Annotated in this window: 22 protein-coding genes; 9 read left to right on the top strand and 13 right to left on the bottom strand. The window is 70.2% G+C overall.

What is annotated here, in order from left to right; translation table 11 throughout:
* Position 1: 1 nt before the first annotated feature.
* From JYK18_RS10295 to JYK18_RS10270, 6 genes are all read right to left on the bottom strand, one after another.
* Positions 2–1,075, bottom strand: a complete 1,074-nt coding sequence (locus JYK18_RS10295; RefSeq protein WP_206801867.1) for an aminotransferase class I/II-fold pyridoxal phosphate-dependent enzyme — start codon at positions 1,073–1,075, stop codon at positions 2–4.
* Between the two features lie 168 nt (positions 1,076–1,243).
* The gene (locus tag JYK18_RS10290) at positions 1,244–2,083 is read right to left on the bottom strand and encodes a hypothetical protein (protein WP_307795851.1); all 840 of its coding nucleotides are present in this window, start codon (positions 2,081–2,083) and stop codon (positions 1,244–1,246) included.
* A gap of 88 nt (positions 2,084–2,171) precedes the next feature.
* The gene (locus JYK18_RS10285; protein WP_206801866.1) at positions 2,172–3,164 is read right to left on the bottom strand and encodes a M14 family zinc carboxypeptidase; all 993 of its coding nucleotides are present in this window, start codon (positions 3,162–3,164) and stop codon (positions 2,172–2,174) included.
* 137 nt (positions 3,165–3,301) lie between these two features.
* Positions 3,302–4,036, bottom strand: a complete 735-nt coding sequence (locus JYK18_RS10280) for a GntR family transcriptional regulator (protein WP_206801865.1) — start codon at positions 4,034–4,036, stop codon at positions 3,302–3,304.
* A gap of 191 nt (positions 4,037–4,227) precedes the next feature.
* Positions 4,228–4,863: a 2OG-Fe dioxygenase family protein gene (locus JYK18_RS10275; protein ID WP_307795850.1), complete on the bottom strand. Its 636-nt coding sequence runs from the start codon at positions 4,861–4,863 to the stop codon at positions 4,228–4,230.
* Between the two features lie 118 nt (positions 4,864–4,981).
* Complete coding sequence (locus JYK18_RS10270) at positions 4,982–5,854, bottom strand: helix-turn-helix transcriptional regulator (RefSeq protein ID WP_206801863.1); 873 nt, start codon at positions 5,852–5,854, stop codon at positions 4,982–4,984.
* A gap of 312 nt (positions 5,855–6,166) precedes the next feature.
* Here JYK18_RS10270 and JYK18_RS10265 point away from each other — a divergent pair, with 312 nt between their 5' ends.
* Positions 6,167–6,625 carry a hypothetical protein gene (locus tag JYK18_RS10265; protein WP_206801862.1) on the top strand — a complete coding sequence of 153 codons (459 nt, stop codon included), beginning with the start codon at positions 6,167–6,169 and terminating at the stop codon, positions 6,623–6,625.
* Between the two features lie 226 nt (positions 6,626–6,851).
* The gene (locus JYK18_RS10260; protein ID WP_206801861.1) at positions 6,852–7,349 is read left to right on the top strand and encodes a hypothetical protein; all 498 of its coding nucleotides are present in this window, start codon (positions 6,852–6,854) and stop codon (positions 7,347–7,349) included.
* A gap of 117 nt (positions 7,350–7,466) precedes the next feature.
* Here JYK18_RS10260 and JYK18_RS10255 read toward each other — a convergent pair whose 3' ends face one another.
* On the bottom strand, positions 7,467–7,898 hold the full coding sequence (locus JYK18_RS10255; protein ID WP_206801860.1) for an SRPBCC family protein: 432 nt from the start codon (positions 7,896–7,898) through the stop codon (positions 7,467–7,469).
* Positions 7,899–7,963: 65 nt separating this feature from the next.
* Between JYK18_RS10255 and JYK18_RS10250 the strand changes: the two genes are divergently transcribed.
* Entirely contained in the window at positions 7,964–8,956 is a 993-nt protein-coding gene (locus JYK18_RS10250; protein ID WP_206801859.1) for an aldo/keto reductase, read from the top strand.
* Here the strand turns inward: JYK18_RS10250 and JYK18_RS10245 are convergent.
* From JYK18_RS10245 to JYK18_RS10235, 3 genes are read right to left on the bottom strand one after another with little or no spacing between them, the layout of a single operon-like run.
* Complete coding sequence (locus JYK18_RS10245) at positions 8,928–9,548, bottom strand: DUF2238 domain-containing protein (RefSeq protein ID WP_206801858.1); 621 nt, start codon at positions 9,546–9,548, stop codon at positions 8,928–8,930. The two genes, JYK18_RS10250 and JYK18_RS10245, sit on opposite strands and share 29 nt — an antisense overlap.
* Complete coding sequence (locus JYK18_RS10240; protein WP_307795849.1) at positions 9,545–9,844, bottom strand: type II toxin-antitoxin system PemK/MazF family toxin; 300 nt, start codon at positions 9,842–9,844, stop codon at positions 9,545–9,547. The genes JYK18_RS10245 and JYK18_RS10240 overlap by 4 nt, the downstream gene beginning before the upstream one ends.
* Entirely contained in the window at positions 9,825–10,061 is a 237-nt protein-coding gene (locus tag JYK18_RS10235) for a hypothetical protein (protein WP_206801857.1), read from the bottom strand. The genes JYK18_RS10240 and JYK18_RS10235 overlap by 20 nt, the downstream gene beginning before the upstream one ends.
* Before the next feature lie 118 nt (positions 10,062–10,179).
* Here JYK18_RS10235 and JYK18_RS10230 point away from each other — a divergent pair, with 118 nt between their 5' ends.
* Positions 10,180–10,674: a GNAT family N-acetyltransferase gene (locus JYK18_RS10230; RefSeq protein WP_307795848.1), complete on the top strand. Its 495-nt coding sequence runs from the start codon at positions 10,180–10,182 to the stop codon at positions 10,672–10,674.
* Positions 10,675–10,760: 86 nt separating this feature from the next.
* Entirely contained in the window at positions 10,761–11,546 is a 786-nt protein-coding gene (locus JYK18_RS10225; RefSeq protein ID WP_206801856.1) for a metal-dependent hydrolase, read from the top strand.
* Here the strand turns inward: JYK18_RS10225 and JYK18_RS10220 are convergent.
* Entirely contained in the window at positions 11,503–12,003 is a 501-nt protein-coding gene (locus tag JYK18_RS10220; protein ID WP_206801855.1) for a pyridoxamine 5'-phosphate oxidase family protein, read from the bottom strand. The two genes, JYK18_RS10225 and JYK18_RS10220, sit on opposite strands and share 44 nt — an antisense overlap.
* Before the next feature lie 141 nt (positions 12,004–12,144).
* Here JYK18_RS10220 and JYK18_RS10215 point away from each other — a divergent pair, with 141 nt between their 5' ends.
* The 4 genes from JYK18_RS10215 to JYK18_RS10200 all read left to right on the top strand — a co-directional run bounded on the left by JYK18_RS10215 (position 12,145) and on the right by JYK18_RS10200 (position 17,473).
* Positions 12,145–12,903: a hypothetical protein gene (locus JYK18_RS10215; RefSeq protein ID WP_206801854.1), complete on the top strand. Its 759-nt coding sequence runs from the start codon at positions 12,145–12,147 to the stop codon at positions 12,901–12,903.
* Positions 12,900–14,036 carry a sensor histidine kinase gene (locus JYK18_RS47970; protein ID WP_206801853.1) on the top strand — a complete coding sequence of 379 codons (1,137 nt, stop codon included), beginning with the start codon at positions 12,900–12,902 and terminating at the stop codon, positions 14,034–14,036. The genes JYK18_RS10215 and JYK18_RS47970 overlap by 4 nt, the downstream gene beginning before the upstream one ends.
* Positions 14,033–14,638, top strand: a complete 606-nt coding sequence (locus JYK18_RS10205) for a response regulator transcription factor (protein ID WP_206801852.1) — start codon at positions 14,033–14,035, stop codon at positions 14,636–14,638. The genes JYK18_RS47970 and JYK18_RS10205 overlap by 4 nt, the downstream gene beginning before the upstream one ends.
* Positions 14,639–15,088: 450 nt before the next feature.
* On the top strand, positions 15,089–17,473 hold the full coding sequence (locus JYK18_RS10200; protein WP_206801851.1) for a Tex family protein: 2,385 nt from the start codon (positions 15,089–15,091) through the stop codon (positions 17,471–17,473).
* Between the two features lie 69 nt (positions 17,474–17,542).
* On the opposite strand, the gene JYK18_RS10195 is transcribed toward JYK18_RS10200, so the two are convergent.
* Both JYK18_RS10195 and JYK18_RS10190 read right to left on the bottom strand, forming a co-directional pair.
* Entirely contained in the window at positions 17,543–18,037 is a 495-nt protein-coding gene (locus JYK18_RS10195; protein ID WP_206801850.1) for a GreA/GreB family elongation factor, read from the bottom strand.
* Between the two features lie 78 nt (positions 18,038–18,115).
* A complete protein-coding gene (locus JYK18_RS10190) occupies positions 18,116–18,778 on the bottom strand; it encodes a TetR/AcrR family transcriptional regulator (RefSeq protein ID WP_206801849.1) in 663 nt (220 codons plus the stop codon).
* Positions 18,779–18,791 lie beyond the last annotated feature (13 nt).

Below are 18,791 nucleotides of genomic sequence, written 5' to 3'. Positions count from 1 at the left end.
ATCATTCCTCGCGGTTCCACGCGGCGCTGAGCACCGCCGCGGTTTCGGTGATCTCACCGGGGGTGTGGGACGCCGTGACCATCAGCGCCAGCGCCGTGCCCCCGCGGCAGTCGCGGCGCAGGAACGCGTCGATGCCGGCCGCGGCCAGCCGGTCGAGCAGCCGTTTGCCGCGCCGCGCGGCGACCGGCGGGGTTGCCTGCACCGGGAACAACCCGCCGGACAGCGGCAGGCCCTGCTCCCCGCAGGTGCGCCGGAGCAACCGGACGCGCGCGGCCAGCCGTTCCCGCAGCGCGTTGCCCTCCACCTGGTTCAACCGCAGTGCGTGCGCCGCCGCCGCGATGTCCACTGTGGACGGCGGGCTGGCGTGCATGGCGCTGCCGCCGTGCTTGCGGATCTTCTCGGTCAGCACGGCGGGCCCGGCGATCGCGGCGATCGGCGCGCCGAAGGCCTTGGCCAGCGAGGACACCAGCACCACCGGGCCCTTGGTACCGGCCAGCCGCAACGAACCGCCACCGCCGTCGCCGAACGGGTGACCCGGCCCCGGCCGGTCGCCGAACAGGCCGAGCGACTGGCTGTCGTCGAGCAGCAGCAGGCCGTTCTTGGCCGGCAGCCTGCTGGCCGCGGTGGCCAGCGGGAACGGCTTCCCGCACCCACCGCACACGCCGTCGGCGACCACCAGCGGCCGCAGCCCGCGCGCGTGCAGCCGGTCGAGCGCGGCGGCCAGTGAACCGAGGTCCTGGTGCGGGATCCGCAGCACCGGACGGCCCAGCCCGGCCGCCCGCCGGACCGCCCAGCGCGCGACCGGGTGGGCGGCCACGTCCAGCACGATCCCGGTCTGCTCCCCGGCGAGCACCTCCAGTGAGTCGGCGAAGGCGTGCAGGGTCGAGCGCGCGAGCAACGCCGTCTCCGTGCCCTGCAACTCGGCCAGCGCCTTCGCCACGCCCTCGGCGATCGGGGGCAGCCCCAGCACGGCGGGCCGCCCGGTGGTCAGCGCCGACCAGCCGGGCAGTTCCGTGCTCGCGTGCCGCATGCCCAGGTAGAGCGACGACGTGAAATCCGCCCGGCGCCGGTTCACCTCGCGGGCACGCGGCGGCCGTCGTCGCGCGGCTGTTTCATCGTGTCCACCCGGCCCATCCCATCCTCCGCATACGGCACCATAACCCGCCCGGCGGGAATTCCCGCATTTCCGATCGGGTAAGCCATTTCTGGGAAGATCGTCAATGACGACCGGTCAGTGGAAGGTTCAGGAGGAAACGACCGTTTTGGTGAGTTCGGTAATCCGGTTGGCCGATTCGCGGAACGGGGTGTCCTTCGCCTGCAACGTCAACACCACCACGATCTTCTCGTCGTTGCCGCCGACGGTGCCGCTGGTGTGCATCAGCGGGCTGGTCAGGTCGACGTCCGAAGTGGACGGTCCTTCCGGGGCGAGGTCGCCGCGCCCGCCCGCGCACTCCTCGCCGGCGGGCGGTGCCTCGCCCCAGGCCGACCAGCCCTGCTTGACCGCCCACGGATCGCTCACCGCGCTCGGGATTCCCCACGACTGGTCCCACACGTCCGAGCACTTGGTCGACGCGCGCAGGTGGCCCATGATGAAGTCGCGGTGCCCGGCGTCCGCACTGTCCAAAATGTACTCGTACGTCTTCGCGATGTCCGCCGCGCTGGTCGCGGTGAAGCCCCACATGCCGGGGTCGGCCGGGGGAGCGGTGTCGGTCAGCCCGAGCTTGGCGACCATCCGGTCGACCACCGCGCCGGAACCGCCGCGCACCCACAGTTCGCTGGCCGGGTCGTTGGCGCTGCTGCGGAGCATCGGCTGCATGAGCGCCGCGTCGGCGGGCGGGATCGGGTTCCCGGCGCCGAGGGTTTCCAGGTAGTCGAGCGCGATCAGCACCTTGACCAACGACGCCGAGCGGAACTGCACGTGCTCGTCCTGCGCCACCCTCTTGCCGGAGGCGCGGTCGATGGTCAGGTAGCTGGCCGTCATGCCGGGCGGGAGGTCGATCGCCGCGGCGGCGGGCGGCGCGAAGAGGGCTGCGGCCATGGTGGCCGCGGCCAAGGCCGGAGCCAGTTTGCGAAAACTGATCACGATATACACCCCAGTTCTGGTCACTTGGTAACGCGGGACCGTACTCCGGGGGTTTCGCGGCTCGCAGCCCTCTTCAACCCTGCCTGAATCAGTGGTGGTGCGCAGCGTCCGCCGACCCGATCGGGGCACCCCGCGGCGGGATCTGCTCGGCCAGTGCCGGGTCGATGTCGTCGACCGAGCCGTCACCGGCACCCTTCGCGATGGCCAGCATGGCCGCCAGCGCCGAGCGGATCTGCGCCTGTTCGTGCTCGGGGCCCATGTCGCTCAGCTCGATCAACACGCTGCCGGCGCCGGTCAGGCCGTAGCCGTTGCGCGCGATGCCCTGGTAGTCACCGCCGGGGTACTGCGAGACGTTGCCGCCACCGGCGTCCATTGCCCGCTGGGCCAGCACGGTGAGCTGCTTGGCGTAGTCGACCGCGGCCGGCTCCACATCCGGGTGGGTCGGCCACATCGCGGACGCGGTGATCTCGCGCCCGTCGTCACCGCGGTAGCGGCCCTGCATGTGGTAGTCGACCACGATGGACGGCTTGAAGGCCGCGGCGTGCCGCTGGATCAGACCCGCTTCGGTGGCGGGGTTGTCCTCCGGCGCCACTGCCGGGTCGTGGTAGCGGTTGATGTCGTAGCCCTTGCCCTTTTCGCCGTACTCGGGATCGGCGTCCGGGTCGTAGTTGAAGCGCCAGTCGCGCTCGTGCCCGTCCGGGTTCGCGCGGACCACGATGTCCACGGTGACCTGCGAACGGAGCTTGCGCTGCCAACTCCCGTTGCCGGTGCCGACCTGGCGCAGGAACTCCAGCGCGGCCGGTGTGCCGAGCGGTTCGTCGCCGTGTTGCTGCGTGACGTAGAGGATGCGCAGCGGGCCGGTGCCGACCTTGGCGTGCCAGACTGGGCGGCCTTCGTTGGACTTGCCGATCTTGCCGACCTGGACTCTGCCGTGGCTCTGCCAGGGCAGCTTCTGCAGTTCCCAGGCCAGTTTCGCCGTGCTGGGCCGTGGGTCGAGCTTGCGTTCCCCGGCGGCCTGGGCCGGTGCGGCGACCGCGGTGGTGAACACGAGAGCGGCGAGTACGCCGATGATCCGCTTCATGGCAGCCGAGTCTGCCAGCGCGACCCGCCCGCCGGAACCGCCGATGATCGCGATCAGTGCCGGGACGGCGACTCCGGGTTGTGGACTATGCCACCTCTGTTGTAAGGTGGCCTAGTCCACTGATCAACCGGGGAAGGTCAGGAGAGGGGGTACGGGTAGAGCAGCTTCCACACCTCGGCGGGGTACACCGATTCGTCGAACCGGATGGCGTTGCCCTCGGCGTCGAACAGGATCAGGTGCTGTTCGAGCACGGCCGACGGGTTCGGCAGGGTCAGCCGCGCCTGTTCGTTCGCCGTGGCGAGCCGGGCGGACACCTGGTCGCGGCCGTAGGAGGGCTTGCGGCCGGTCTGCGCCGTCACGTACTCGTCGATCGTGGTTGGTGACTTGGTGCGGTCGAGCAGCAGTGGCGCCTGCTCGGCGAGCTCCTTGGTGAACCACGAGGTGCGCAGCTCGGACGGGGTGCCGTTCTCGTCGTTGACGAGCACCTGCCGCCGCACCGCGGGCACGTCGGCATGCTGGCCGAACGCGTCGGCGACGTGCGAAGGCACCGAGGTCTCCTCGGCCAGCAGCACCTCGAGCACGCCGCTGAAGCTCACGTCGATCGTGCGCGGTTGCGCGAACCGGCGCCCGTGACCGCCGGGGAGATCGGCGCGCACGTAGGTGCCCGAACCGTGGCGGCTCTCCACGTATCCTTGATGTCGCAACAGGCGCAGTGCGTCCGCGGCCGTCGGCCTGGCGACGTTCCAGTCCTTTTCGAGGCGGCGCTCCGACGGCACGCTGTCCCCAGGCTTCAGCTCGCCAGTGATGATCTGCTGGCGGATGCTGTTCGCGATCTGGTGGTATTTCGGAGTTCCGTCAGTGTTGTCCGGCATGCACGTCCCGGGTCTGTGTGGGTGTCAGCACACACGTAAGTGGCACAGTTGTTCGGACTTTAGCAGCGAACTTTCCACCTCCGGTGCTTCCGCGCCGGAGGTTCACGCGTTTTCTGACGGCCGCACTACTCCCAATGGATGACTTCACCCCGGAGGACTTGAACTCTGAGTGCGTCCTCCGGGGTTCGAGCTCAGTCTTCGAGCGGGTACGTGTGCGGGAAGTTGATGGTGCAGACCAGTGCGTCGCGGCGGGCTGTACCGATTACGGGCGGAATGATCGGTGTGGTGCCGTGGCGGAAGCGGCTGTCTTCGAAGACCAGCAGATCACCCGGGTCCAGCGTTTCCTCGAGGACCACCGCGTCCGACTCGACGTCGAGCAACACGGTTTCCGCGCCGCTGCCGCGTTTGTCCACCACGTAGACGAAGATGAACTCCTCCTCGTCCTGGTGCGGCCGGGTGACCACGTTGGTGTGGGTGCGGAACAGGTTGACACCGAAGGTGCCGCGCGGTTGGCGCCGCGGCTCGGGTACCAGCGAGATCGCCGCGTGGATCCAGCTGGCGCAATCGGCGTGGCCGAGCAGCGGTACCTGCTCGAATTCCCGGCGCTCCGAACTCCAGTCACCGCGCCTGTCGATGGCGACGCAGTCGTGTTCGCGCAGGCTCAATTCGTCGCCGTGCCAGTCGTACCGGATCACGTCGCGGGCGCGCTCGCGGTCGGCCGGGATGTCACCGGGGTAGTTCCGCAGCACTCCGCTCTGGAAGAAGTCGCGGTGGATGTTCTCCCGAACGGAACCGGGCAGGCCGAGTTCGCGATCGGTGATGACCACATAACCCTCACGGCTGAGGGTTTTCCGAGCCAGCTCAACGGCTTCACGGTCGAGTCTCGGCAGCAGACCAGGAATCATGGTGTTTTCCAGTGAATGTCGGGGTGCCTGGCCGGAAGGGCTAGGAGAACAGTTTCTCCTGCACCGAACGGATCAGTGCGCGTGTTTCTTCCGGTGGCAGTGAGTGGTTGTAGAGGTCTTCGTAGTACCGCCGGTACTGGCCGACCTGTTCGGTGGTTTCGATGTAGCGGAATCCGGCGTGGGTTTCGACGTTGACCACGTCGCGATCCATCGCGTCGCTGTATTCGAAGTACGCGTACATGCAGGTGCTGGTGAAAAGCGGTGGGGACGAGAACGGGAAGATCCGGAACTCGATGTTCGGCTCGGTGGAGCGTTCGACCAGGTGGTCCAGCTGCTCGCGCATGATCTCCTTGGTGCCGACCAGTTGGTGGACGCTCGACTCGTGCGTGATCGCGATGAGCTTGAGCGGCGGCTGGTTCTCGCGGGAGGTCAGCGCGGACTGCCGCAGCAGGCGCACCTTGAGCAGTTCTTCGATGTCGTGGTCGGACCACCAGGGTTCCGCGCTGCGGTAGATGGCCCGGATGTAGGCGGGGGTCTGCAACAGCACCGGCAGCATCGGAATGGTGTAGACCCTGGCCACCGAGGCCTCGGTCTCGTAGGCGATGTGCGAGTCGAGGCCGCTGGGCAGGGTCTGCGAGTAGTCGGCCCACCAGCCCTGCTTGCCGGCGTTGCGCGCCCAGCGCATGAGCTTGTCGGCCAGTTCGGTGCCTTCGATGCCGTAGAGCCGGATCAGGTCCCTGACATCCCGCGACTGCGGGCTGCCCTGGGCGTTCTCCAGCCGGGACAGCTTCGAAGTGGAGATCAACAGCTCCGAGGCGACCTCTTCGAGCGTGCGCCCGGCTTCCTCGCGCAGTCGGCGCAGGTGCTCGGCGATGCGCCGCCGCGGGATGACCGGGCCTTGGATCGTTGCCATGGGACCTCGTTGGGGAGTGCCGCCGGTGACTATCTCGCTGAGGGATGTACCTCGTGGGAATCCCAGAGCGGGAGCGTACACCACGGCGGTCGAGCGTGATTGGGGTCGGCTAATGCGTGTCTGAAGCGAAAGCACTGGGCTGACCGAGTGAACAGGGTGCGGTGGGTTGCTCTTGTTGGGCAGTTCGTTACGGGATCGACGTTTTGGGAATTGCACAGCGGGCGTGCGATGCGGGATGCTAACCCTGTCGATCCCACCACTTCGGCGTCAGCGCACCCCCGCGGTGGCGCCGCCCGGCGGAGAGGACTGATCATGCTCGTCGCACTCCGGTTAGGGTCGCTGGTTCGCGCCGCGGCAGTTGTCGCACTGCTCGTCGGCTTTCTGGTTCTCCTGTTGTTCTGGCCGCAGACCGCGGAGCCCGCCTCCGGTGACCCGGCGCCGAGCGCCCCGGTCGGGCAACTGGCCCTCGGCGAACTGCCGAGTGTCGAATTTTCGCTCAGTGGCACCGCGGCGCTGAACGTCCGCGACTGCCCCGAACCGGCCTGCGCGAAGGTCGGACTGGTCGCCGGCGGAGGCCGGTTCGCCGCTCACTGCTGGGTTTCCGGCACGGCGGTGGACGGCGACGACCTCTGGTTGCGCGGCACCTTCGACGGGCGGACCGGGTTCGCCTCGGCGCACTTCCTGGACGGTCCGGGATTCACCGCCACCACCGACCTGGTGCCGGGCTGCGTCGTACCGGCCGAACTGCCGGAAACCCTTGCCGCTGGCTGACTCCGGCGGACTCGCGGGTGTCCGCGAGTCCGTCACCAGCGGTGATGTAACGGAGGGTCATCAACCACGGAGGGTCAGCCCGATAGGGTGGATCCGTCTGGTTGAGGCTGCGTGACAACGTTCGGCCTAGTATCTTGGTCCGACTTTGTGAGAAATGCACCCACCAGGCCCTGGTTTCCGGTAAAAAGACGGTCTCTGCGCGTCTTCTACCTCGAGGGGTCTCCGCGTGAAACACGAAGTGACGGTCGCGCAGCTGCTGGAACGCGAGGGTTGGGACGCCAGACGCCGGCCGAAATCGCGTTCGCGGTTGCAGCTGTTGTCCGTGATGGCCGCCGTGGTGATCGGGTGCGGGATCGCCGCGCTGCTGGTCCGCGTGGTCCACGCGCCGTCGCCGGAACACCGCGCGGAAACCATCGTCGAGGACGTCGGCATCGTCCAGCCGCCGGCGCGCACGCCCAGCGGGGTGGCCGGCCCGGAGGCCACGGTCGCGTCCGACGAACCGAAACTGGTGCCGGGCGGGGGCGCTTGGTACGAGGAAGAGACCACCACCCGCGAGCGGGAAACCACCACCCCGCCGACGACCACCTCGAAGAAGCCGACCACCACGACGACGAACGAAACGACCGACCCCGGCGGCGGCACGGACCCCACGACCACCACCACGTCGAATAAACCCCCGACGACCACGACGACGAAGTGCGTGCTCTGGCCGCTGATCTGCTGAGGCGATGGGCCGGGGCGGTGGGCCGGGTGCTGGCCGATTGGCGCGGTCAGCACGGCGATTTTCTGGGTCAGGCGGCCAGGCGTCAGCCGATGATTCGCTGAGTCGGGCGGCTGGGCGTCAGCCGATCAGGGCGCTCAGGTTGGTGATCGAGCGTCGTAGCTCGCCGCGGACTGCGCGGCTGATGGCCATGCCGACCGGGCCGAACACCGGCTTTCCCCGCACGTCCGCGTCGATGCTGACCTCCGAGCCCGAGGCCACCGGCCGGATCCCGAGCGCCAGCGCGATGCGCACACCACCGACACCGTCCCCGGAGATGGACAGCGCGCTCGGTTCGTCGTAGCTGTCCACCCGCCAGGTGATTCGGTTTCGGAAGCCCTTTACCGACACCACCGAGGTGAACGTGGTGCCGTGGGTGATCTCCGGCGGGATCGGGCTGCGCCAGCCTTCGTGCAGCACCAGCCATTCGTCGAACCTGGTCAGGTCGGCCGCCACCGACCAGGTCTGTTCCGGCGTCGAAGCGATTCGAGCCGACACGCTCACCTTGGCCACCGGCGCAGGTTACCCGCCGGGGCAATTACTGTGTGCGCCTGTCGACCGATGGAGGAGAGTCTGTGATGCGCACCCGTTCACTCGGCACCACCGGCCCCGAGCTCCCCGTGCTGGGACTGGGGTGCATGGGCATGTCGGACCTCTACGGCCCGGCCGTCGCCGACGACGGGATCGCCACCATCCACGCGGCGCTCGACGCGGGCATCACGCTGCTCGACACCGGTGACTTCTACGGCGCCGGGCACAACGAGCTGCTCATCGAGCGGGCGCTGCGCGGTCGCCGGGAGAAGGCCGTGATCAGCGTGAAGTTCGGCGCGCTGCGTGGCCCGTCCGGGGACTGGCTCGGCTTCGACGGCCGCCCCGAAGCGGTGAAGAACGCGCTGGCGTACTCGCTGGGCAGGCTGGGCGTCGACCACATCGACATCTACCGCCCGGCCCGCCTCGACCCGGCGGTGCCGATCGAGGAGACCGTCGGGGCCATCGCGGAGATGATCGAAGCCGGGTACGTCAAGCACATCGGACTGTCCGAAGTGGGGGCCGAGACCCTGCGCCGGGCGGCCGCGGTGCACCCGATCGCGGACCTCCAGATCGAATATTCGCTGCTGTCACGCGACATCGAGCGCGAGATCCTGCCGACCTGCGCCGAACTCGGCATCGGCCTGACCGCGTACGGCGTGCTTTCGCGCGGACTGCTGTCCGGGCACTGGACCCCGGGGCGCGACCTGCCCGCCGACGACTTCCGCGCGATCAGCCCGCGCTTCCAGGGCGAGAACCTGCGCCGCAACCTCGAACTCGCCGACGCGCTGCGCGGGGTCGCCGAAGCCAAGGGCGCCACGCCGGCGGCCGTGGCCATCGCGTGGGTGCTCACCCGCGGCGAGCACGTGATCCCGCTGGTCGGCGCGCGCAAGCCGGAGCGGCTGACCGAAGCGCTGGCCGCGGTCGACCTCGAACTGACCGACGAGGACCTCGCCGCGATCGAGGGCGCCGTGCCCGCCGGTGCCGCCGCCGGACCGCGTTACCCCGAACCGCTCATGGAGCACCTGGACTCAGAGCACTGAGCTGCCGGTCGTGCGGGCGCCGGAGCAGCAGTTGGGCCGCGACGGCGCCGCACAGGCAGAGGAACATGTCCCACTGGGTGTCCCAGATGTCGCCCTGGGTGCCGAGGAAGTCGTCGGCGCCACCGCCGAGCACCACGGCCGAACCCCATTCGACGAACTCGAAGCAGGCCGCGAAGGCGAGGCAAACGCTTGCGGTGAGCACGAACGTCCAGCCGCCCCGGCGCAGCGGGGTCAGCCGCAGCAGCAGTTCACGCACCAGGATGGCGGGCACGAAGCCCTGCACGACGTGCGCGAACCGGTCGTAGTGGTTGCGCGAGGTGCCCCAGGTTTCCTGGACCCAGTTGCCGAGCGGGGTTTCGGCGTAGGTGTAGTGGCCGCCGTAGCAGAGCACCAGCGCGTGGAAGACGAGCAACCAGAGCAGCAGCCGGGTCGGCGGGAAGCGCTTGCGGTAGACCAGCAGCAGCGCCCCGCCGATGAAGATCCAGACCACTTCGAGCAACCAGGTCAGCGGGCTCTTCGCGCCGATCCCCGACCACAGCAGCGCGGCCGCGACCACGGCCAGCGCGATGAGCACTTCGGCGCGGCGGATCATTGCGTGGCCAGCACCATGAACAGCCGGGTGTTGATCCGCTCCATCACCTCGTGCGGCACCGTGCCGAGCCGGTCGCCGAGCAGCGACTTCGGCAGGTGGTCCAGCCGGGTGTAGGCGACCCGCGCGCCGTCGGCCAGCGCGACGTCCATCGGTTCCGGTACCGAGGTGATCTCCATGGTGATCACGTACGGCACGTCCGGCAGGTCGTTGAACATGTTGCCCGAGTAGACGAGCACCCGGCGGCCGGAGTCACCGGCGACCCGCCGGATCTCGCCCCTACGCGGCGGAGGAGTCACGGCCGCCCTGCCGGAGGCGGTATTCGGCGACCTGCCGCTCGGCGGCCTCGGGCCGGTTCGCCCACCAGTCGTTGGTGTCCTGGCAGAGCTGGCGGAAGTTCTCGCGCTCGAGCGCGGCGATGATCCACGAGTGCACCGAGACGCCCGCCGCGTCCGCACGGGCCTTGATCTGCGCGTGCGTGTCGTCGGGCAGGTTGAGGCCAAGGCGCTTCGACATCGCGCCATGCTACGACGCCGGTTCGTGGCGCCGGTGGACGGCGTGGCCGGACGGCGTGGCGGGGGCGGGTGGGCGCCGCGGCGAAAAACCGGTGGACGACCGTCCGACAATCGGCACTGTGACTGGAAACCAGCTGCTCAACTGGTCGGTGGCCCGCGTCGCGCCCACCGAGCCCGAAGCGCTGCGGGCGTTGTTCCGCTACTACGACGAGATCGGCAGCAGGTACTACGGGCGGCCGATGGAACCGGGCGAGGTCGAGCAGATCATGATCGACTTCCCCAGTGACGACCTGGCGCCGCCGACCGGCGCATTCCTGCTCGCGCGGCTCGACGGCGAGGTGGCCGGGTGCGTCGGGGTCCGGGTGTACTCCCCGGAGATCGCCGAGCTGACCAGGATGTTCGTCGACGGCGCCCACCGCGGGTCCGGGTGCGCCGGGGTGCTGATGCGCGCGGCCGAGGACGCGGCACGCGAGTTCGGCGCGAAGTCCATGTGGCTCAACACCCGTGACGACCTGGTCGAGGCGCGGGCGCTCTACGCCCGGCGCGGCTACCAGCCGATTCCGCCCTACGGCGACGATCCGTACGCCGAGCACTGGTTCGGCAAGGGGCTTTGACTCACCCGGTGGTGTGACGCCCGGCCGATTCCCGGTTAGATGGTGGGACTGAAGGGGCTGCCGGGACTGCTGGGGGATGCGCGGAAATGATGGGGCGGACGCACGCGCTCACCGGCTGGTGCGCGGGGCTGGGACTGGCGCCGGTGGTCGGCGCGGGCACGGTGCACCAGGCGGTCGCGTTCGCCGCCACCACCGCGGGTTTCGCCCTGCTGCCCGATCTCGACCACCCCGGCGCCCGGGCGTCGAAGCTGCTCGGGCCGATCACCGGCGGGTTGTCGTGGTTGCTGCGCCGGGCCTCGGCCGCGCTCTACAAGGTGACCAAGGGGCCCAAGGACGAACGGCGGACCGGTACGCACCGGCACCTGTCGCACACCGTGTTGTTCGCCGCCGCGCTCGGCCTGCTCACCGCGTGGGGCACCGAAGCGGGCGGGCACTGGGCGGTCGCCGGCGTGGTGATCTTCGGCCTGCTGCTGGCCGAGGACGCGCTGGGCGACTGGGTGCTCCCGGTGGCCGGGGTGGCGATCGTCTGGTGGATCTTCAGCGTCGGGCCGGACGCGTTCGGCGAGCTGGAGCAGATCTCCGGCTGGCTGGGCATCGCGGTCGCGGCGGGCTGCTTCACGCACTGCCTCGGTGATTCGCTGACCGAATCCGGTTGCCCGTTCCTGTTCCCGCTGCTGATCAAGGGCGAGACCTGGTACGAGATCCGGCCGCCGCGCAAGCTGCGGTTCCGCACCGGCAAGAACGTGGAGAACCGCCTGGTCTTCCCGGTGTTCCTGGTGCTGGCCGTGTTGCTGGTGCCCGGCGTGTGGGAGTTCCTGGTGGACAACTTCACCCGGCTGACGAGTCCCGCCGAGGTGCAGGCGGTCCCGTGACCAGCGGCTCCGACCAGCGGAAGGTCGGGCTGTCGGCGAGGTCGGGGAAGGCCACCGCCATCCCGCGTTCCGGCGACATGGACCACAGCGTGAACTTCGGCGAGAGCGCGTGCGCCGCCCACTCGTCTGTCCATTGTGGAACGTAACGGAGGTAGAGCCGGCGCAGCCGCTCGGCGTCGGTGGCCTCGATCCGCGCCGGGCCGGTCGTGCGCAGTTGCCGCACGTCGCCGGGCGGGTCGAAGGTCGACACCAGCACGGCGACCTCGCGCCCGGCCCGTGCCGCGGCGAGGAACGGGCTCGGCTGGTCGTTCGGGGTGTTGAACCAGAAGCGGTTGTCCTCGGCGAGGAACCACATGGTCGCCAGCGCCGGTCCACCCGCCCGGCCGGTGGTGGCCACGCTCGCCGGGCGGAGGCGCTCGGCGAGGAAGCCCGGCAGGTCGAAGCTGGGTCCGTCCATGACGAACATCATGCCGCGCCGGGTACATCCGCATCTGCCCGTTCGGCGAGAGGCGCTGGCAAGCTGGCCGGAGTGATCTACGCCCTGGCCCCGCTGGAGCCGGTCCGCCTATTCTGGCGGCCCCTCGGGCGATCACGGGTGATGGAGCTGAACGATCAGCAGCGGTCGAGCCGGATGATCCGGCTGGCGACAGTGGGCGTGGTGCTCTACGGCGCCGTCGCCCCGGTGCTGACCATCTACCGCGTGGCCACCGTGCCGATCGACACCGTGCGCGTGCTGCCCGCGCTCATCTTCACCATCTGCTACCTCCCTCCGCACATCCGGAACGTGCTCTACGCCGCCCGCGGCGAGCGCCCGCCGCGCTCACTGTGGACGGTCGGCGTGATGATGGCGCTGATCATCAGCGCCATCCCGGTGGCGGGCATCGACTGGCTCGGCGCGCTCTACGCGCTCGCGGCCTCGGTGCTGCTGGTCATCCCGCCGCCGCTGTCCTTCTTCACCTTCGCCGGGGTGGCGGCCGCGCTGGTGCCGCTCGCCTCGGTCTCCGGGCACCTGGAGTGGGCGATCTCGCTGGTGCTCGACGCCCTGTTCCTCGCCCTGTCGCTGGCCCTCCTGACCTGGGTGATCGCCACCGCGCGGCAGTTGCACGAAGCCCGGCTCGAACTGGCCGACCAGGCCGCCGTGCGCGAGCGGATCCGGATCGACCGGGACGTGCGCCGCACCGTCGGCGTCGAGCTGGAGGGCATCGTCGAGCAGGGCACCCGCGCCGCCGCGCTGACCGGCAACCCGGATGCCGCCGACGCCGAACTGCGGGCGCTGGCCCTGCGGTCGAGGGCCACGCTGACCGCGGTGCGCCGCCGGATCGCGCGCGGGCTGAGCGCTTCGGACGGCGATCGGTGAACCCCTTCTGGACCACCCGGCGGACCGGGTTGTTCCTGGTCGTGGTCAACCTGCCGATCGCGGTCGCACCACCGGTGTTCACCATCGTCGGCACCCCGACCACCCCGCCGACGGAGTACCCGGCGGTGATCCCGATCGCGCTCGGGCTGCTGCTGGCCGCGCTGGAGGTGCGGCACAGCATGGCCGCGGCCCGCGGCGACCGCCCGGCCGGCTGGCAGTGGACGCTGGCCGCGATGGCGGTGCTGGCGTACCTCCCGTTCGTCTGGTTCGGCAGTCCGTGGCTGGACGCGCAGGTGCTGCTCGCCGCGTCGGCGCTGATGGTGGTGCCCCGGCGGTGCGCGGTGCCGGTGGCCGCCGTGCCGCTGGTGGTCACCGCGGTCTCCTCGGCGCTGCAGGCCGGCCCGGAGGACGACGTGCTCCAGTTCGGTTACATGGTGCTGTCCGGGATCCTCCTTTCGATCATCGCCGTGGCCCTCTACGGCGCGGCACGGCTGGTCCGGCTGGTCGACGAACTCCAGGCCGCTCGCACCGAGCTCGGGGAGCTGGCGGCCGAGCGGGAGCGGCTGCGCCTTTCCCGCGACCTGCACGACCTGCTGGGGCAGAGCCTGTTCGCGGTGTCGCTCAAGGGGGATCTGGCCATCCGCCTGCTGAGGCAGGAGCCCGGCAAGGCGAAGGCGGAGATCGAGAGCCTGGTCGAGGTGGCGCAGGAGGCCCTGCGCGGGGTGCGGGCGGTGACGCGGGACGAGCACGTGGCGTCGCTGCCGAAGGAGACCGACGGCGCGGCGGCCCTGCTGGCGGCGGCGGGCATCGACGCGCGGATCGAGCTGGACCTGCCACCCCCGCACGAACTGCCCGACCGGGTACACGCCACGCTCGCCTGGGCCCTGCGCGAGGGGGTGACGAATATCCTCAGGCACAGCCAGGCCAGCAGGTGCGCGATCACCGGGCGGACGCGGGACGGCCGGTACGCACTGGAGATCGTCAACGACGGCGCGGGCGACGGGTTCGGGGAAGGCAGCGGGCTCGCCGGGTTGTCGGACCGGGTGGCCGCGCTGTCCGGTTCGGCGGTGGCCGAGCACACCGGCGACGGCCGGTTCCGGTTGTCGGTAGAGATTCCGCGGGAGGCAACGTGATCCGGGTCCTGATCGCCGAGGACATGCACATGATCCGCGGCGCGCTGACCGCGCTGCTGGCGATGGAGGACGGCGTCGAGGTGGTGGCCGAGCTGGACCGCGGCGATCAGATCGTGCCGGCGGCGCTGCGGACCCGCCCGGACGTGGCGGTGCTGGACATCGGCCTGCCGGGGCTCGACGGGCTCAGCGCCGCGGAGGCGTTGCACGAGCAGTTGCCGGACTGCCGGACGCTGGTGCTGACCGGGATGAACCAGCCGGGGCACCTGTTGCGGGCGCTGTCCGCGCACGTCCGGGGGTTCATCGTGAAGAACGCCCCGGCCGAAACCCTGGCCGACGGCGTCCGGCGGGTCGCCGCGGGGGAGCGCGTGATCGACCCGGAACTGCTGGCGATGGCGCTGGAAACCGGTTCGAGCCCGTTGACCCCGCGCGAAACCGACGTCCTGCGTGCCGCCGACAGCGGTATCGCCACCGGCGAGATAGCCCGGCGGTTGTCGTTGTCCCCGGCGACCGTGCGGAACTACCTGTCCAACGCCATCGGCAAGGTCGGCGCGCGCAACCGGATCGACGCCATCCGCATCGCCAGGGACGCGGGCTGGCTGTAGTCGCGTCCGGGAGAAAACCAAGTGTGGCAACGGAATTCCTCATTTCTTGGGTCACGGAGATGCACCGGGTACGTGGCCTCATTCGGCACGCAGGAGGGCATCGTGGTGCTGGACGGGGATCGATCATCGTCACGGGTAGCGGCTGCTGGCCGAAGGCGGCGCGGCCGTGGTCTACCAGGGCGCACGCCATCCCGCGTCTGCGTTCGCGGGTCGGCGGATCGATCATCTTCACGCTTCGGCACGCGGACTGCGCGCGCTCGCTGCTACTGAAATCAACCATAGCGGCTCCGCCGACTGTCCCCAGGAGTTGTCCACAGGTGGGCCCAACTGTGGACAACTCGCGTCGATTTCCCGGGACCGTCGCCGCCGCGGGATAGGGTGGCCGGGCGGCGTGGGCAGTGGGGAGAATGCTTCCGCGCAGTCGGTACTAGGTAGAGGCGGTTCAGGGTTTTGGCTACTTCCAGTGGCACGGTCAGCATCGAGCGCAAGATCGCCGAGGAGCTCGGCGTGGCGGAGCGGCAGGTCACCGCCGCGGTGGGGCTGCTCGACGGCGGTTCGACGGTGCCGTTCATCGCGCGGTACCGCAAAGAGGTCACCGGCATGCTGGACGACACCCAGCTCCGGACCCTCGAGGACCGCCTCCGCTACCTCCGCGAGCTGGAGGACCGCCGCACCGCGGTGCTCGACTCGATCCGCTCGCAGGGCAAGCTCGACGAGGCGCTCGAGGCGCAGATCCTCGCCGCCGACTCGAAGGCGCGCCTGGAGGACATCTACCTCCCGTACAAGCCCAAGCGCCGCACCAAGGCCCAGATCGCGCGCGAGGCCGGGCTCGAGCCGCTGGCCGACGGCCTGCTCAGCCAGCCGGAGACCGATCCGCAGGCCGCCGCGGCCGCCTTCGTCGACGCCGACAAGGGCGTCGCCGACGCGCAGGCCGCGCTGGACGGGGCGCGCGCGATCCTGGTCGAGCGCTTCGCCGAGGACGCGGACCTGCTCGGCGAGCTGCGCGAGAAGATGTGGACCGGCGGCCGCCTCAGCTCGAAGGTGCGCCAGGGCAAGGAGGAAGAGGGCGCCAAGTTCGCCGACTACTTCGACTTCTCCGAGCCGTACACCAAGCTCCCCTCGCACCGCATCCTCGCCATGTTCCGCGGTGAGAAGGAGGAGATCCTCGACCTCACCATGGAGCCGGACGAGACCCCGGAGGGCGAGGTCATCGCCGGGCCCGGCGAGTTCGAGGTGCGGATCGCGCAGCGCTTCGGCGTCGCGGACAAGGGGCGCGCGGCCGACAGCTGGCTGCTCGGCTGCGTCCGCTGGGCGTGGCGCACGAAGATCCTCCTGCACCTGGGCATCGACCTGCGGATGCGGTTGCGCCAGTCGGCCGAGGACGACGCCGTGGCGGTGTTCGCCGCCAACCTGCGCGACCTGCTGCTCGCCGCGCCGGCCGGCAGCCGCGCCACGATGGGCCTCGACCCCGGCTTCCGCACCGGGGTGAAGGTGGCCGTGGTCGACGCGACCGGCAAGGTGGTCGCCCACGACACCATCTACCCGCACCAGCCGGCCAACCGCTGGGACGAGGCGCTGGCCAAGCTCGCCAAGCTGGCGCACGCGCACAACGTCGAACTGATCGCCATCGGCAACGGCACTGCCTCGCGCGAGACCGACAAGCTGGCCGGCGACCTGATCAAGAAGTTCAGCGAGCTCAAGCTGACCAAGGTGATGGTCTCCGAGGCGGGCGCTTCGGTGTACTCGGCGTCGGCCTTCGCCGCGCAGGAACTGCCTTCGCTGGACGTGTCCATCCGTGGCGCGGTGTCCATCGCGCGCCGCCTGCAGGACCCGCTGGCCGAGCTGGTCAAGATCGACCCGAAGTCCATCGGCGTCGGGCAGTACCAGCACGACCTGTCCGAGATCTCGCTGTCGCGCTCGCTCGACGCGGTGGTCGAGGACTGCGTGAACGGCGTCGGCGTGGACGTCAACACCGCGTCCGCGCCGCTGCTCACGCGCGTGTCCGGGATCGGCTCCAGCCTCGCCGACAGCATCGTCGCGCACCGCGACCAGCACGGGCCCTTCCGCTCGCGCACCGCGCTCAAGGACGTGGCACGCCTGGGGCCGAAGGCCTTCGAGCAGTGCGCCGGCTTCCTCCGGATCCCCGGCGGGGACGACCCGCTCGACAGCTCGGCGGTGCACCCCGAGGCCTATCCGGTGGTCCGCCGCATCCTGTCGGCCACCGGCAAGGAGCTGCCCGCGCTGATCGGCAACTCGCCGGTGCTCAAGCAGCTCGACGCGCGGAAGTTCGTCGACGACACCTTCGGCCTGCCGACGGTCACCGACATCCTGACCGAGCTGGACAAGCCGGGCCGCGACCCGCGCCCGGCGTTCAAGACCGCCACCTTCGCCGACGGGGTGGACAAGCTGTCCGACCTGAAGCCGGGGATGACGCTGGAAGGCGTGGTCACCAACGTCGCGGCGTTCGGTGCCTTCGTCGACGTCGGTGTGCACCAGGACGGCTTGGTACACGTCTCGGCGATGTCGAAGAACTTCGTGAAGGACCCGCGCGAGGTGGCCAAGCCCGGTGACATCGTGCGGGTGAAGGTGCTCGACGTGGACGTGCCGCGCAAGCGCATCTCGCTCACGCTGCGCCTGGACGACGAGCCCACCCCGGGCGGCCGTACCGAACGCGGCTCGAACGAACGCCGTCAGCAGCAGCCGCGGCGTCAGGGCGGCGGCGGTGGTGGTGGCCAGCGACGCGGTGGCAACGACCGCGGCGGCAACAACCGCGGTGGCAACAGCGGTGGTGGCGGCGCACTGGCCGACGCGCTCAAGCGCGCCGGCTACCGCTGACCCGAAGCACGCTCAGGCCCCGCGCACCGGGTGCGCGGGGCCTGGGGAAGTGCCGGACGGGTGCGCCGATCAGGCCGGGGGCTTCAGCGCGACGATCTCCGCGCTCAGGTCGCCACCCGGGGTGCGGTACGTGATCGTGTCGCCGCTCTTGCGGCCGACCAGGGCCCGCCCCAACGGGCTGTCGCTGGTCAGCGCGGAGGCGTCCGGCGCGGTGGCTTCATCGGCGAAGTCGACCACCCGCATGGTCTCCTCGTCCCCGTCGGCGAAGCGCAGGGTCACCTCGGTCCCGCCCGGCAGCAGGCCTTCCTTGGCCGCTGACGTCTGGCTCTTGCCGTGCGTCAGCAGGTCGGTCACCTCGCGGATGCGCCGGTCGATGAACGCGGTGGTCTCCGCGCGCTCGATCACGTCCGCCTGGTCGGCGCTGTCGCCGATCGGGTCCTCGTCCCGGAAGTTGGGCGCGTTCACCGCGCGCTGCTCACGCAGGCGCGCGAGTTCCGCCTCCAGCCGCTCCCTGGCGGCGGGGCTGAGTTGTGTACCGCCCTGTTCACTTCCGGTACTGGGCATGCGGGCCTCCGTCACTTCTTCTGGTCTGTCCAGTACCAGTCTCCCTGTCCGGAGCCGTGCTCACCACCGTAAAACGGGTCACGCCAGGCAGTCGCGGACCGTCGCCAGCACCGGTCCGTCCAAAGAGGTCAGTGCGGCCAACTGCTCCGGCCGGGTGAGCAAACCGCCCAGTACCAGGTCCGCGAAGCAGGCCCCGACCTGTTCGGCGCTGTCCGGACCGGCCGGGTCGAACCAGGTCCACGCCCACTGCGCGGAGCCGAACATCAACAGGCTCCGGAGACGGAAATCACCCTCGCGGAACTCACCCGTGTCCTGGCCGGCGGCCAGGACCGACCGCACCAGCGCCAGGTACTCCTCCCGGAGCCGCACCCCTTCGGCCATCGACTCGTGTTCGGCCAGCCGGGCGATCTCACGCTGGAAGGCGACCGTGGCCGCCCGGTCGTGCACCTGGTAGAGCATGAACGCGAACAGCAGCCCGGCCAGTCGCTCGGGCGGGGTGCCCAGCCGATCGACGATGCGCCGCGCCTCGGCGAGGCGCCGCTGCATGTACGACTCGTGCAGCGCGGCGAGCAGGCGGTCCTTCGTGCCGAAGTGGTGCACGATGGTGCCCTTGGAAATGCCCAGCTCACCGGCGATGTCCCCGAAGTTCGTGCCGTCGTAGCCACGTTCGGCGACGCTGCGGGTGAAGGCGGCCAGGATGGCCGGTGACTTGCCAGCGACCGGCCATCCCGGGGTGCTCATCCCCCCATTGTGC

This window comes from Amycolatopsis sp. 195334CR (assembly GCF_017309385.1).
Lineage (GTDB): Bacteria > Actinomycetota > Actinomycetes > Mycobacteriales > Pseudonocardiaceae > Amycolatopsis.
The sequence above is the reverse complement of the archived record's forward strand: the minus strand, read 5'-3'. Positions and strand labels throughout refer to the sequence as shown.